This window comes from Saccharopolyspora terrae (assembly GCF_004348435.1).
Taxonomy (GTDB): domain Bacteria; phylum Actinomycetota; class Actinomycetes; order Mycobacteriales; family Pseudonocardiaceae; genus Saccharopolyspora; species Saccharopolyspora endophytica.
The window spans coordinates 19,927-33,206 of sequence record NZ_SMKS01000065.1; the positions used below are offsets into that span (position 1 = coordinate 19,927).

Below are 13,280 nucleotides of genomic sequence, written 5' to 3' on the forward strand. Positions count from 1 at the left end.
TCGCTCACCGCTGCACTCCGCTCACCGCGAGGAACCCGCGCATCCGCTCTTCGGCCGCCTGCGGATCGACCAGCAGACCAGCCCCATCGGCGAGCCGGAACACCTCGGCCAGGTGCGGCACCGAGCGGCCCGCGTGCAACCCGCCCGCCATCGTGAACCCCGGCTGGTGGCCGTTGAGCCACGACAGGAACGCGATCCCCGTCTTGTAGTGGAAGGTCGGTGGCTCGAAGATGTGCCTGCCCAACGCCTTCGTGCTGTCGAAGATGGACTGAGCTGTCGCAGGGTCGTCGCGGTCCAACGCCTGGATCGCCGCGGAGGCGGCCGGGTGGATGGCGGCGAAGATCCCCAGCAGCGCGTCGGAGAACTCCCCGCGGGAGCCGACGATGAGATCCGGGTAGTTGAAGTCGTCCCCGGTGTAGAGCCGCACGCCCTCGGGCAGCTCCCGCCGCAGCGCGATCTCGTGATCGGCGTCCAGCAGCGAGACCTTCACCCCGTCGACCTTCTCCGGCCGCGCGCGGATGATTTCCAGGAACGCCTTCGTCGCCGCCGGGACGTCCTCGGTGCCCCAGTAGCCGCGCAACGCCGGGTCGAACATCGGCCCCAGCCAGTGCAGGATCACCGGGTCGTCCGCGTCGTCCAGCAGCGACCCGTAGACCCACGCGTAGTCCTCGGGCGAGCGGGACACCGCCGCCAGCGCGCGCGAGGCCATCAGGATCACCCGCGCGCCCGCGCCCGCCACGACCTCCGCCTGCTCGCGGTAGGCGGCGAGCACCTCCGGCAGCGTCGGGGTCCCGGTGAGGTGGTCGGTGCCCGCGCCTGCCGCGATCACCCCGCCGACCGAGCGGGCCTCCGCTGCCGAACGGCGCACCAGCTCGGCGGCTTCCCGCCAGCCGAGACCCATGCCGCGCTGCGCGGTGTCCATCGCCTCGGCGACGCCGAGCCCGTAGGACCAGATCCGGTGCCGGTAGGACAGCGTGGCGTCCCAGTCGATGTCGGCGGGCGCACCCGGCACGTTCTCGCCCAGGACTCGCGGAACCACGTGCGCCGCCGCGAACGCCGAACGCGACCGCAGCGGGGCCTCGGGCTTCGGCCACTCGCGCGGTGCACCCGTGGTGTGCGGGACCATCCGGCCGTCGGAGCGGGGGAGCAGCAGGCTCACGGCGCCACCTCGCCCAGCTCGACGCGACGGCCCTCGCGGGAGGACGTCAGCCCGGCCTCGGCCAACCGCACCCCGCGCGCGCCCGCGAGGAAGTCGTACGGGTGGTCGCCGTCGTCGCACAGGTGCCGCAGGAACTGCTCCCACTGGGCCTTGAACCCGTTGTCGAACTCCTGGTTGTCGGGCACAGGCGACCACTGCTGCCGGAACGGCGTGGCCTCCACCAAGTCCGGGTTCCACACCGGTTTGGGCGTGTGCACCCGGTGCTGCGCGACGCAGTGGTGCAGCCCAGCGACCGCGCTGCCGTGCGTGCCGTCGACGTGGAACTCCACCAGCTCGTCGCGGTGCACCCGCGTGGTCCACGACGAGTTGATCTGCGCGATCACCCCGCCCGCGAGCTCGAAGATCCCGTACGCGGCGTCATCGGCGGTCGCCGCGTAGGGCTCGCCGCGCTCGTCCCAGCGCTGCGGGACGTGCGTGACCACCTTCGCGGTCACGGCTTCGACCCGGCCGAAGAGGTTCTCCAGCACGTAGTTCCAGTGCGGGAACATGTCGGTGGCGATGCCGCCGCCGTCCTCCGCGCGATAGTTCCAGCTCGGCCGCTGCGCGGCCTGGAAATCGCCCTCGAACACCCAGTAGCCGAACTCGCCGCGCACCGACAGCACCCGGCCGAAGAACCCGGATTCGACCAGCCGGCGCAGCTTGAGCAGCCCCGGGAGGTACAGCTTGTCGTGCACGACACCGGTTTTCACGCCGGACTCCCGCGCCAGGCGGGCCAGCCGCAGCGCGCCCTCGACGTCGTCGGCGACCGGCTTCTCGGTGTAGACGTGCTTGCCGGCCTCCAGAGCGCGGGTGATGGCGGGTTCGCGGACCGAGGTCAGCTGGGAGTCGAAGTACAGCTCGTCTCCTCCGGCCAGCGCGGCGTCGAGATCGGTGCTCCAGCGGTCGATGTCGTGGTTCTTGGCGATCTCCTGGAGCTTCTCCTCGTTGCGCCCCACGAGGATCGGGTCCGGCACCACCCGGGTGCCGTCGGAGAGCTCGACCCCGCCCTGCTCCCGGATCGCCAGCACCGACCGGACCAGGTGCTGCCGGTATCCCATCCGCCCGGTGACGCCGTTCATGATGACGCCCAGCCGTCGCTCGGCCATGCCGAACCCCCTCTGTGTGGAAAGCGCTTACCAAGACCGTAGGCGGAAGCGGGAGCGGGATGCAAGGGGGGAGTCAGCGCCGCGGAGTGCTCTCGCGGACGATGACCTCACCGCGAACCTTGCGGCGCCGCGGTTTCGCCGTGGGGGAGGCGAGCACGAGGTCCAGCGCCTCGCGCCCCATGTCAGTCAGCGGCAGGCGAACCGTGGTCAGCGCCGGGGTGACGTCGCGCAGCGTCGAGATGTCGTCGAACCCGGCCACCGCCAGGTCCCGCGGCACGTCCACGCCGCGCTCGCGGCAGGCCGCCATCGCGCCCATGGCCATCAGGTCGTTGATCGCGAAGACGCAGTCGACCTCGGCACCGGAGTCCAGCAGCCGGTGCATCGCGCGAAAACCGCCGTCGCGGCTGAACTCGTCGGCCACCACCACCGGCTCGCCCGAGGGCCAGCCCGCGGTGAACCCGTCCCGCCGATCGCGGGAGACCAGCAGGTGCTCCGGGCCGGCGAGGATCGCCGGCCTGCGGTAGCCGAGCGCGGCGATCTCGGCGGCCAGGTCCTGCGCGCCCCGGCGGTTCTCCACCACGACGGTGTCGACCTGCAGCTTCGGTTCGCTGATGGCCACCACGCGACCGCCCGACGCCACGAACGGATCGAGCTGGGCGGCCGTTTCCCGCAGGTGGGCGCGGTCGCTGGTGCGGCTCCCGGCGAGCACGATCGCGCGTCCGCGCTGACGGCGCAGCGCCCCGAGCAGTTCGAGCTCCCGCTCGGGCTTGCCCGCCGTGCTGCACAGCATCACCAGCAGGCCCTGCTCCTCGGCGGCGTTGGCCAGACCCGCGGCGATGGTGGAGAAGTAGGGGTCGGAGATGTCGTTGACCAGCAGCCCCAGCAGGTCGGTGGAACCCCGGGCCATGGACTGCGCCTGGGCGTTCGGCGAGTAGCCGAGCCGGGTGGCGGCCCGCAGCACGCGGTCGTGCAGCTCGGCGCGGACCACCCGGTCGCTGCCGTTGAGAGCGCGCGAGGCCGTCGCGAGGGAGACGCCCGCCTCCTTGGCGACGTCGGTGAGGGTCGCTGCTCGTGCCGCCACGACGCTCCTTGTTCCTGGGGGGATGCGTTTCCCCAGGATACCGTCCGCCGATCAGCGCGCCTCGGAGCGCAGCCGGTCGAACTCCTCGCGCGGCACCGGCACCGCGTCCTTCTCGCCCAGCACCTCCCGCGGCACCCGGTGGGTCTCCCGCGCCGACCACGCGGCGAACGCGGCGATGACGTTGATGCCCAGGCACAGCCCGCCGACCACCAGCGGGACGTTCGCCGACCCCGGGGGAGCGACGAGGGTGAAGATGCTGGGCAGGAACGCGGTGATGGTCAGACCGACGTTCTGCGCGATGGCGAAGCCCGTGACGCGGGTGCGCGCCGGGAACAGCTCCTGGTAGTACGCGGCGAAGGTGGCGTTGCAGATCTGGTAGAAGATCCCCCAGGTCAGGATCGCCAGCACGATGGTCAGCACCACGTCCCCGCGGCTGACCGACCACAGGTAGGCGAAGGACAACACGCCCGAACCGAGCGCGCCGACGATCATCAGCGGCCGGCGGCCGAAGCGGTCCGACAGGCTCGCGAACCACGGGATGAACGGCAGCGCGACCAGGTTCGCCACGACCGGGATCCACAGGTAGACGGAGGTGCTCATCTCGATGCCGTAGCCGGACTGCGTCGCGTAGGCCGCGCCGAACACCGACACCACCACGCCGATCACGTTGACCAGCGTCATGCAGATCGCGCGCAGCACGTCGGTTCCGCTCTCGCGCATGACCTGCACGAACGGCGCCCGCACGGGAGCGTTCTCGGCCTTGGTGAAGACCTCGGTCTCCTCGACCCGGCGGCGGATCACGTAACCGGCGAAGACCACCACCGCGCTGAGCAGGAACGGGATTCGCCAGCCCCAGGAGTCGAAGGCCTGGTCCGACAGCACCGCCGACAGCGGCAGGAACACCGCCGCGGCGATGATCTGCCCCGCCTGCGTTCCGTGCAGGCTGAAGCTGGTGTAGTAGCCGCGCCTGCCGAACGGCGCGTGCTCGGCGATCATCGCGCTCGCGCCGCTGAGCTCACCGGCGACGGCGAAGCCCTGCGCGAACCGCAGCAGCACCAGCAGGACCGGAGCCCACAGGCCCACCTGGTGGTAGGTCGGCAGCAGTGCGACGGCGAAGGTCGACAAGCCCATCAGCAGCATCGCCAGCACCAGCACGTTCTTCCGCCCGTGCCGGTCGCCGTAGTGCCCGAACAGGATCGCGCCGATGGGGCGCGCGACGTAGCCGACGGCGTAGGTGCCCAGCGAGGAAACCAGTGCCACGGTGGGGTTTCCGCCTGGGAAGAAGATGCTGGGGAAGATCAGCGCTGCGGCTTGGGCGTAGACGAACCAGTCGTAGTACTCGAGTGCGCTGCCGATCCACCCGCTGGCGGCGGCCCGGCGCGATCTGCTCCGGGAGTCGTCGGTGCGCTGTCCGCTCATGCGTGTTGCCACTTGTGCCCCCTCGGCACTCCGTTGTCCCGATCAGCCGGTAAGCGCTTTCCATCGAACAGCGCCCGGCGGCCGGTGTCAACCACTCGCCGGCCTATTGGAATGCGCTTTCCGCATGGTTACGATGCGCTGGAGCCGAGGACTTGCGAGGAACGATGAGCGCTGCGACGACCGTCGTGCTGGCCGGGGTGCACGGGCACGGTCGGTGGCACCTGCGCAATGTCGGGGAGATGCCCGGCGTCGAGCTGGTCGGTATTTGCGATCCCCGTCCTCCGGAGGTCGACCTCGGTGTTCCGGTGGAGCCGGAACTGCCTGCGCTGCTGGAGAAGACGCGGCCGGACGTGACGATCGTGTGCACCCCGATCCACACCCATTCCGAACTGGCGCTGACCGCGGCGAGGGCGGGTTCGCACGTGCTGCTGGAGAAGCCGCCGACGCCGACGCTCGCGGAGTTCGACGAGCTCGCGGCGTCGCTGGCGACCACGGGTCGCGCGTGCCAGGTCGGTTTCCAGAGCCTCGGTTCGCACGCGCTGTCCCACGTGCGGGAGTTGCTGACAGGAGGGGCGATCGGGGAGCTGCGGGGGATCGGAGCGGCGGGCGCCTGGCGGCGCGACGCCGACTACTACGGCCGCGCCCGCTGGGCCGGGCGCCGCACGCTGGACGGCGTGGCGGTGGTGGACGGCGCGCTGACCAACCCCTTCGCGCACGCGATCGCCAACGCCCTGGTCATCGACGGGGTTTCGGCGGACGAGGTGCCGCGCGAGCTGTCGGTGGAGCTGTACCGGGCGAACCCGATCGAGGCCGACGACACCTCGTGCCTCCGGCTGGTGACCGCGCGCGGCACGCCGATCACGGTGACGGTGACGCTGTGCGCGGATTGGGTGGTCGAGCCGTACCTGGTGATCCACGGCGCGAAGGGCCGGATCGTCCTGGAGTACCGGGAGAACCGGGTCCGGCTGGAAACGCCGGACCGGGTGGAGGTCACCGAGCACGCGACGACCGACCTGCTGGCGAACCTCATCGCCCACATCCGCGATGGCGAACCGCTGCTGGTCCCTCCCGAGGCGGCCCGGCCGTTCATGCGGGTGCTCGAAGCCGTGCGGCTGGCTCCCGACCCGCGCGAGGTCCCGTGCTCCTACGGCCCCGTCCGGGGCCTGCGGGTGATCCCGGGTGTGTCGGAAGCCGTTGTGCGAGCGGCTGATTCGTTGACATTGTTGTCCGAAATGGATGTGCCGTGGCTGAAGTGATCCGGATCGGTGATGCCGTGGTCGCCGAGCGCCGCTCCGGTGCGGAGCTGCCCGCTCGTCTGGGACCGCGCCCGCACCTGCACCCGATCCGCACCCTCGCCGGGCGGGTCGTCACCGACACCTGCCCCGACGACCACCCGTGGCACCTCGGGCTCTCGGTGGCGCTGCAGGACGTGGAGGGGTGGAACTTCTGGGGCGGTCCCACCTACGTCCGCGACGCGGGCTACGTCGATCTCGACGACCGCGGCCGCATCGAGAGCACCGCGCTGACCTGGTCTGACGCGGGTTTCGACGAGTCGTTGAGCTGGTGCACGCCTGCCGAGACGCTGCTCCGAGAATCCCGGCGGGTGCGCGCCCGCCCGGCGGTCCGCGGTTGGCAGCTCGACGTGACGACGACCCTGACCAACGCCACCACCCGCCTCGCAGCGCTGGGCAGCCCGGCGACCAACGGCCGCCCCGGAGCCGGCTACGGCGGCCTGTTCTGGCGACTCCCCCCGGCGCTCGCGCCCCGGGTGTTCACCGCGCAGGGGGAGGGCGAGCAGGCCGTGCACGGATCGACGACACCGTGGCTGGCCTGGACGGACCGGGACTTCACGCTCGTGTTCGCCACGAACGATGCCGACCCGTGGTTCGTGCGCGTCGACGACTACCCCGGAGTCGGCCTGCAACTAGCCCCGGCCACCCCGATCCGACTCGAACCCGGCGAATCCCTGACCCGAAACCTGCGAGTCCTCATCACCGACGGAGCACTCAGCCCGTCAGAAGCCGAGACCTGGGCGACCGCCTGACGGGGGTGGTGAAACCGCGAGGATGAGGCTGATCTGTTGTTACTCTCAGGCGCATGCGTGGCGCTGGCGATGAGCTGAGCATCGGCGAACGGATAGCCTTCTACCGACAACGGCGGGGACTGTCGCAGTCGGTACTGGCCGGGCTGCTGGGCAGGACCGAGGACTGGCTGAGCAAGGTCGAGCGTGGCGAGCGCCAGGTCAACCGCATCGACGTGCTGCTCGAATTGGCACGTCAACTTCGCGTGACCTTGAACGACCTGCTAGGTGAGCCGTTGCTGTTCGAGGAGGAGAACAGCGATGATGACGTTCCAGCGGTGCGTGATGCGTTGCTGTCCCCGCAGCGGCTTTCTCGGGGGCTCTTCGCGGAGGAGTCCGCCGTCGAGCCTGTAGGTGTCGGCCGGGTCGCGAGCGTGGCCGAAGAGGGTTGGAATCAGTACCAGAACGGGCGCATCGGGCATGTGATCAGCGTGCTCCCGATGCTTCTCGAACAGGCGCGGTTGCTTGAGACCGGTGTCCAGGCCCGGTCGGCGGACAGGCGGAAGTCCTTGGCCGTGTCAGCGCGGATCCACCACTTGGCAGCCACATCGATGAGCAAGATCGGGGAGGCCGATCTGGCTTGGATCGCCGCCGAGCGCGCGATGCGCGCGGCGGACGGTTCGGAGGATCCTCTCGTGCTGGCATCGGCCGCGAGAGCCACCACGCATGCGCTACTGGTGTCGGGCAAGTTCGAGGAGGCGCTGAGAATCGGTGAAACGGCTGCTCGCTTGCTCGAGACCGAGGTCCGGAACGGCAGTCCTGCGGCGTTGAGCCTGGTCGGGATGTTGTTCCTGCGAGCAGCTCTCGCTGCAGCTCGAAGGCAGGACCGGAAGGCCGCGGAAGAACTGCTGACGCAAGCAGAGGTGGTGGCCTTCCGCCTTGGCGAAGACGGCAACCATTGGCAGACCGGATTCGGTCCGACGAACGTGGAGTTGCACCGCCTGGCCGCGTGGCTTGAACTCGGTGATCCACGGAGTGTAGTGGAACGCGGCGCACAGGTGCGTTCGGACAGCCTGCCGGTCGAACGTCAGGTGACACACGCGATCGACATGGCTCGATCTATGAGCATGGTCGCGCGAGATGAGGAGGCGGTCGGTCTTCTTCTCCGAGCCGAGGGACAGGCCCCTGATCTCGTCCGGCATTCATCGGTCGTGCGTGAGGTCGTGCGGACCATGTACCGGCGTTCTCCTGTCAGCAGTGGAAAATCATCGCCGCTGATGGCATTGGCCGAGCGTTGCCGGGCGGTGCGATGAGTGCGCGAACGCTGGGACTGATCGGGGCGGCGGCCGGGGGCGTGGAGCAGATCCGGACGAGCCTGGTGGAACCGGCTCTCGCGCGAGGTTGGCGCGTGGCTGTCACGCTCACGCCAACTGCTGGTAGTTGGTTGGAGGACACCGGAGAACGTCAGCGGATCGAGCAGGTGACCGGCCTCCCGTGTCGGACGTCTCCTCGGATGCCGAGCGCCCCGAGCCCCCACCCGCAGATCGATTGCTACCTGGTCTGCCCCGCTTCGGCGAACACCGTCGCGAAACTGGCACTCGGTATCTCCGACAACCAGGCTCTGACCACCGTGTGCGAGGCGATTGGTGCACGGGATGTTCCGATCGTTGTGTTCCCGCGGGTCAATGCCGCGCACACGCGTCAACCAGCGTGGAACGCCCATATCGAGGCCCTGCGCGGTGCTGGCGTTCAGCTGCTGATCGGAGACGAGTACTGGCCTCTCCACGAGCCGCGGAGCTCCGCTGAGAAGGACCTGCCTTGGGAGAGGATCCTCGACGCGGTCGGCCGGGTCGTGAAGCCGGGTTCATCCGAAAGTGCCTGATCATCCCGGACAGCTTGTCCGGGGTCCGGGTTCGCTCTTGCGGTCTCCTGGTCCCACTGCGCATTCGGCGCATGCGTAACCAGGAAGGAATCAGACCTTGCCGATGTGTGTGATCGCTCAGCCGCGGGGAGTGCTGCGATGAACGAGATTCAGTCGGAGTCTCGGGAAGTGGGCGCGGGGGAGCGTCATTTCTGGTTCCCGATCCCGAGCACGGAGGGAGGCGGTGTGCGCCATGCGTTCGCCGGCCGCCGATGGGAGGGAGAGGCTGCGGGCACATCCGCGTGCGGATCGGAGGTGGCATTCGCGCAACCGACGGAGGTGGACTGGATCTGCTTTCCGACTTGCGCGGATTGCTACTCGTTCTTGACCGGACGGACGGCCTGAGGTGCGTCGCTGGGCTTGGCGTCTCGTCAAGCCCAGCGATCCAGCCGAGCAGCGGTATCCGGAGAGTCGATGGATCCCAGACAATTTCGGTGTACGAGATCGTCTGTTCCTGACTCGGTGACCGGAATCCTGGGGGGCGGTTGGCCGTGGAGGCGCAGGCGTTCTTTCTTCACAGCCGAGGCGGAAGCATCATGCCCTGATGCGGTTACGTCTCGCTCCACGAGGGAGAACGCGTCATGTCTTCGTCCGGTGTCATCCTCATCGGTGCGCCCGCATCGATCGCCTTGTTGGCCCTCCTGCTTCGGCATGCGCCAGCGGCAATCCTGACTCTGATAGCCGGTTCCGTCGTGCTTCTCGCTGGGGAGAAGCGGGCTATCAGAGCGCTCGCTGTGCTCGCCGCGCTCCGGCGCCCGACTCGTAGGACGGCCGGTGTCCAGGAGCGGGACGGTCTCTTCCCGAAAAGCCCGTGATCGAATCCGCTTTTGCCCGTTGAATTCCGGAAAAGGGGCCGCCGCCTCGGGTCACTGCCAGACGATGACGCTCTTGCGGACCGGGGTGGCGTCTTCTTCTGAGGCGAAGAGGTCGGGTTTGCGGTTGCGGAGGTGTTCGATGTCGGCGAAGACCGCGCGGAGGTGGGTGCGCATGGTGGCGCGGGCGCGGTCCAGGTCGTGGGCTCGGATGGCGTCGAGGATGTCGACGTGCTGGTCGGCGTAGACCTGCGGCGGGCTCGATTCGAGACCGAGGCGTCGGGCGCGGTCGAGGTGGCCCTTGGCCGAGACGACCGTGGGCCAGGCGCGTTCGTGGCCGGACAGGCGCAGCAGTCCGCGGTGGAACTCCTCGTCCAGGGCGAAGAACTCCTCGACGTCGATCTCGGGTGAGCGCTGGCGGGCGAGGTTGTCCTCCAGCTCGGCCAGCAGCTCGGCGTCGAGGTCGGCCGGCATGTCCTCCAGCGCTGTGAGCTCAACGGCTTCGCGCAGGAACTGGGCATCGGCGACCCGCTGCGGGTCCACGCGGGAGACGAACGAACCGATCTGCGGGAACACCTGCACCAAGCCCTCTTCGGCGAGCAGGATCAACCCCTCGCGCACCGGCGTGCGGCTCACTCCCAGGCCCGTGGCCAGGTCTTTCTCCGACAGCGCCTCGCCGGGCTTGAGCTCCAGGGTCAGCACCTTGCGCCGCAGCGTCTCGTAGATGACTCGGCGGTTGGAGCGCTTCCTGGATTCCGGCACGGGGTCAGACTAGACGAGGGTTGACCCGGCTGATCGGTCAGTGCTTGTATACCAGCACTGCCACATCAGTCGGCGGCGTGGAGCAAAGGAGCGCACGATGACGGACAGCACCCAAACGGCGGGTGCCGTGAGACGTTCTACTCGCGAGCTGAGCAAGGCCGCCGTGTCGGGTTGGCTGGGTACCGCGATGGAGTTCATGGACTTCCAGCTGTACTCGCTGGCGGCGGCCATCGTGTTCAACAAGATCTTCTTCCCCGACGTCAGCCCCGCGATCGGGCTGATCGCGGCGATGGCCACCTACGGCGTCGGCTACGTCGCGCGGCTCGTCGGAGCCTTCTACTTCGGGCGGATGGGCGATCGGATCGGACGCAAGAAGGTCCTGTTCCTGACCATCACGATCATGGGAGCGTCGACCACGCTCATCGGCGTCCTGCCGCCGTACCAGACGATCGGCATCGCGGCGCCGATCCTGCTGGTCGCGCTGCGGCTGGTCCAGGGCTTCGGCGCGGGCGCCGAGATCGCCGGGGCGACGGTGATGCTCGTCGAGTACGCGCCGGTCAAGCGCCGCGGCCTGATCTCCTCGCTGGTGTCGCTCGGCACCAACTCGGGCACCCTGGCCGCCTCCGGGCTGTGGGCGTTGCTGCTGCTGGTGCTCTCGGAGGAGCAGGTCATCGCCTGGGGTTGGCGCGTGCCGTTCCTGCTGAGCTTCGTGCTGCTGCTGTTCGGCGTGTGGATGCGGTCGAACCTCAAGGAGAGCCCGGTCTTCGAGGAGCGCGAGGACGTCGAGCCGAAGGCCGAGGGCGCCATCGAGTCCGGTCTCAAGCAGCGCAAGGGCAGGGCGTTCCTGCTCTCGCTCGGGCTGCGCTTCGGCCAGGCCGGCAACTCCGGTCTCGTGCAGACCTTCCTCGTCGGCTACATCGCCTCCTCGCTGGCGGTAAGCCGATCGGTGCCGACCAACGCCATCGTCTACGGCTCGCTGCTGGGATTCGCCACGATTCCGCTGGTGGGACTGCTCGGCGACCGCTTCGGCCGGCGCCCCGTCTACCTCGCGCTGAGCCTGCTGACCGCGATCATCGCGGTGCCGATGATGGCCACCATCGCCAGCGGGAACACCGTGATGCTGACGATCGCGATGGTCCTCGGCCTCAACATCGGCGTGCTCGGCCTGTTCGCGGTGGAGAGCGTCACGATGGCCGAGCTGTTCGGTTCGCGCACCCGGTTCACGCAGCTGGCGGTGGCCAAGGAGATCGGCGGCACGCTGGCCACCGCGATCGGCCCGGTCATGGCGGCGAGCTTGACCGCCTGGACGCAGCACTGGTGGCCCATCGCCGCGATGCTCATCGTCTACTCGCTGATCACGCTCGTCTCCGCTTGGGTGTCGCCCGAGACGCGTGGCCGCGACCTCGTCCGACTGGAGGACGCCCGGTGAAAGCCGTTGTCGTTCACGGAAACCGCGACGTCCGCGTCGACGAGGTCCCGGACCCGGTGCCCGGTGAGGGCGAGGTGCTGCTGGCGCTGGAGTGGGGCGGGATCTGCGGATCCGACATCTCCTACTGGCGCCACGGCGGCACCGGCACGGCCGTCCTGCGCCACCCGATGATCCTCGGCCACGAGGTCGCCGGACGGGTGGCGGGGCTCGGACCTGGGGTTTCCGGTGTGGAGGTCGGTCAGCCGGTGACCGTGCACCCGGCCGAACTGGTCGGCGAGCACGCGTACCCGGAGGGGCGCAGCAACCTGCACCCGCACGTCCGCTACTTCGGTTCGGCCGCGTTCGACCCGCACACCGACGGCGGGTTCAGCGAGTACCGGACGGTCCCTGTGGGGCAGCTGCGCCCGTTGCCGGACGGGGTGTCCACGCAGCAGGGCGCGCTCGCCGAGCCGCTCGGCGTCGCGCTGCACGCGGTGAACCGGGCCGGATCGCTGCGCGGCAGAACGGTTCTGGTCAACGGGGCCGGGCCGATCGGCGCGCTCGTGGTCGCCGCCGCGAAGCACCGGGGCGCGTCCGCGGTGATCGCCGCGGACCTCGCCGCCTCCTCGCTGGAGATCGCCAAGCGCATGGGAGCGGACGAAACCCGCGACCTGTCAACGCAATCGCTGCCCGAGGACGTCGACATCTCCTTCGAAGCCTCCGGGTCACCGGCCGCCATCGGCCCCGTGCTGCGCGCGACCGCGCGCGGCGGAACCGTGGTCCAGGTCGGCAACCTCCCCGGCGAGCCCGCTCCGGCGGCGCTCGGCGACCTGGTGACCCGGGAGATCACCTGGGTCGGCTCCTACCGCTTCGCGGACGAGATCACCGACGCCCTCACGGCCCTGGCCGAGGGCCTGGACATCAGCCCCCTCATCTCCCACACCTACCCCCTGGCCGGAGCCGCCGAAGCCCTCGCGGTCGCGGCCGACCGAACCACGGGCAGCAGCAAGGTCCTGCTACGCCTGAGCGAGTAACCCCCGACCACTCCACACCCACCCGACCCGACCACGCTCCCACCACCGAAGACCCCTGAAGCGACCCGCCCCCGAACCCGATGACCTGCGGCTCCGGTCCCGGTACTCGATTTCAGTGGAACTCAGTCCCCAGATCGCCACTGAAATCGGGTACCGGACTTCAGTGGAAATCGGCCACCCCAGGTTTCCGTGGAACTCGGGTACCGGATTTCCACTGAAATCGGGTCTCGGGTTTCCACTGAAATCCGGTATCTGGGACCGGGACCAGGCGGGGTTGGGGTGAGGTGCGTCGACTGGGTGTCGTGCTGGTGTCGTGCGTTGACTGGGTGTTGTGTGACGGTTGGGGTGCTGTGCGTCGGTTCGTGGTGGTGTGGTGATCGGGGCGTGTGGGCGTGTGGGCGTGTGGGCTTGTGGGATTTGTGGGGAGTGTTCGTTGGGGGATTCTTCTGGGGTTATGGGGTTGTGAAGTGGGCTGTTGTTGTCAGGTGGTTGGTGAAGAGGGTTGTGGTGGGGGGTTTG

General features: G+C 69.2%; 11 protein-coding genes. 6 read left to right on the plus strand and 5 right to left on the minus strand.

What is annotated here, in order from left to right; all coding sequences use genetic code 11:
- Window positions 1-4: 4 nt before the first annotated feature.
- The 4 genes from E1181_RS25840 to E1181_RS25855 form a co-directional block, all read right to left on the minus strand.
- Window positions 5-1,159, minus strand: a complete 1,155-nt coding sequence (locus tag E1181_RS25840) for a dihydrodipicolinate synthase family protein (RefSeq protein ID WP_235877045.1) — start codon at window positions 1,157-1,159, stop codon at window positions 5-7.
- Window positions 1,156-2,304, minus strand: a complete 1,149-nt coding sequence (locus tag E1181_RS25845) for a Gfo/Idh/MocA family protein (protein WP_132678649.1) — start codon at window positions 2,302-2,304, stop codon at window positions 1,156-1,158. The genes E1181_RS25840 and E1181_RS25845 overlap by 4 nt, the downstream gene beginning before the upstream one ends.
- A 73-nt stretch (window positions 2,305-2,377) precedes the next feature.
- Window positions 2,378-3,385 carry a LacI family DNA-binding transcriptional regulator gene (locus tag E1181_RS25850; protein WP_132678651.1) on the minus strand — a complete coding sequence of 336 codons (1,008 nt, stop codon included), beginning with the start codon at window positions 3,383-3,385 and terminating at the stop codon, window positions 2,378-2,380.
- Window positions 3,386-3,436: 51 nt separating this feature from the next.
- The gene (locus E1181_RS25855) at window positions 3,437-4,816 is read right to left on the minus strand and encodes an MFS transporter (protein ID WP_207922314.1); all 1,380 of its coding nucleotides are present in this window, start codon (window positions 4,814-4,816) and stop codon (window positions 3,437-3,439) included.
- 152 nt (window positions 4,817-4,968) lie between these two features.
- On the opposite strand from E1181_RS25855, the gene E1181_RS25860 reads away from it, so the two are divergent.
- Genes E1181_RS25860 through E1181_RS25875 form a run of 4 tightly spaced genes read left to right on the plus strand, consistent with a single transcriptional unit; the run spans window position 4,969 to window position 8,706 of the window.
- A complete protein-coding gene (locus E1181_RS25860) occupies window positions 4,969-6,060 on the plus strand; it encodes a Gfo/Idh/MocA family protein (RefSeq protein ID WP_132678653.1) in 1,092 nt (363 codons plus the stop codon).
- On the plus strand, window positions 6,048-6,848 hold the full coding sequence (locus tag E1181_RS25865; RefSeq protein WP_207922315.1) for a DUF6807 domain-containing protein: 801 nt from the start codon (window positions 6,048-6,050) through the stop codon (window positions 6,846-6,848). Before E1181_RS25860 ends, E1181_RS25865 begins: the two co-directional genes overlap by 13 nt.
- A gap of 53 nt (window positions 6,849-6,901) precedes the next feature.
- Window positions 6,902-8,137: a helix-turn-helix domain-containing protein gene (locus tag E1181_RS25870; protein WP_132678655.1), complete on the plus strand. Its 1,236-nt coding sequence runs from the start codon at window positions 6,902-6,904 to the stop codon at window positions 8,135-8,137.
- Window positions 8,134-8,706, plus strand: coding sequence for a flavoprotein (locus tag E1181_RS25875; RefSeq protein WP_132678657.1), 573 nt, complete (start codon window positions 8,134-8,136; stop codon window positions 8,704-8,706). The genes E1181_RS25870 and E1181_RS25875 overlap by 4 nt, the downstream gene beginning before the upstream one ends.
- A gap of 905 nt (window positions 8,707-9,611) precedes the next feature.
- On the opposite strand, the gene E1181_RS25890 is transcribed toward E1181_RS25875, so the two are convergent.
- A complete protein-coding gene (locus E1181_RS25890) occupies window positions 9,612-10,319 on the minus strand; it encodes a GntR family transcriptional regulator (RefSeq protein WP_132678663.1) in 708 nt (235 codons plus the stop codon).
- A gap of 97 nt (window positions 10,320-10,416) precedes the next feature.
- Here E1181_RS25890 and E1181_RS25895 point away from each other — a divergent pair, with 97 nt between their 5' ends.
- The gene (locus tag E1181_RS25895; protein ID WP_132678664.1) at window positions 10,417-11,748 is read left to right on the plus strand and encodes an MFS transporter; all 1,332 of its coding nucleotides are present in this window, start codon (window positions 10,417-10,419) and stop codon (window positions 11,746-11,748) included.
- Window positions 11,745-12,761, plus strand: a complete 1,017-nt coding sequence (locus E1181_RS25900) for an L-idonate 5-dehydrogenase (RefSeq protein WP_132678666.1) — start codon at window positions 11,745-11,747, stop codon at window positions 12,759-12,761. The genes E1181_RS25895 and E1181_RS25900 overlap by 4 nt, the downstream gene beginning before the upstream one ends.
- The last annotated feature ends 519 nt before the right edge of the window (window positions 12,762-13,280 follow it).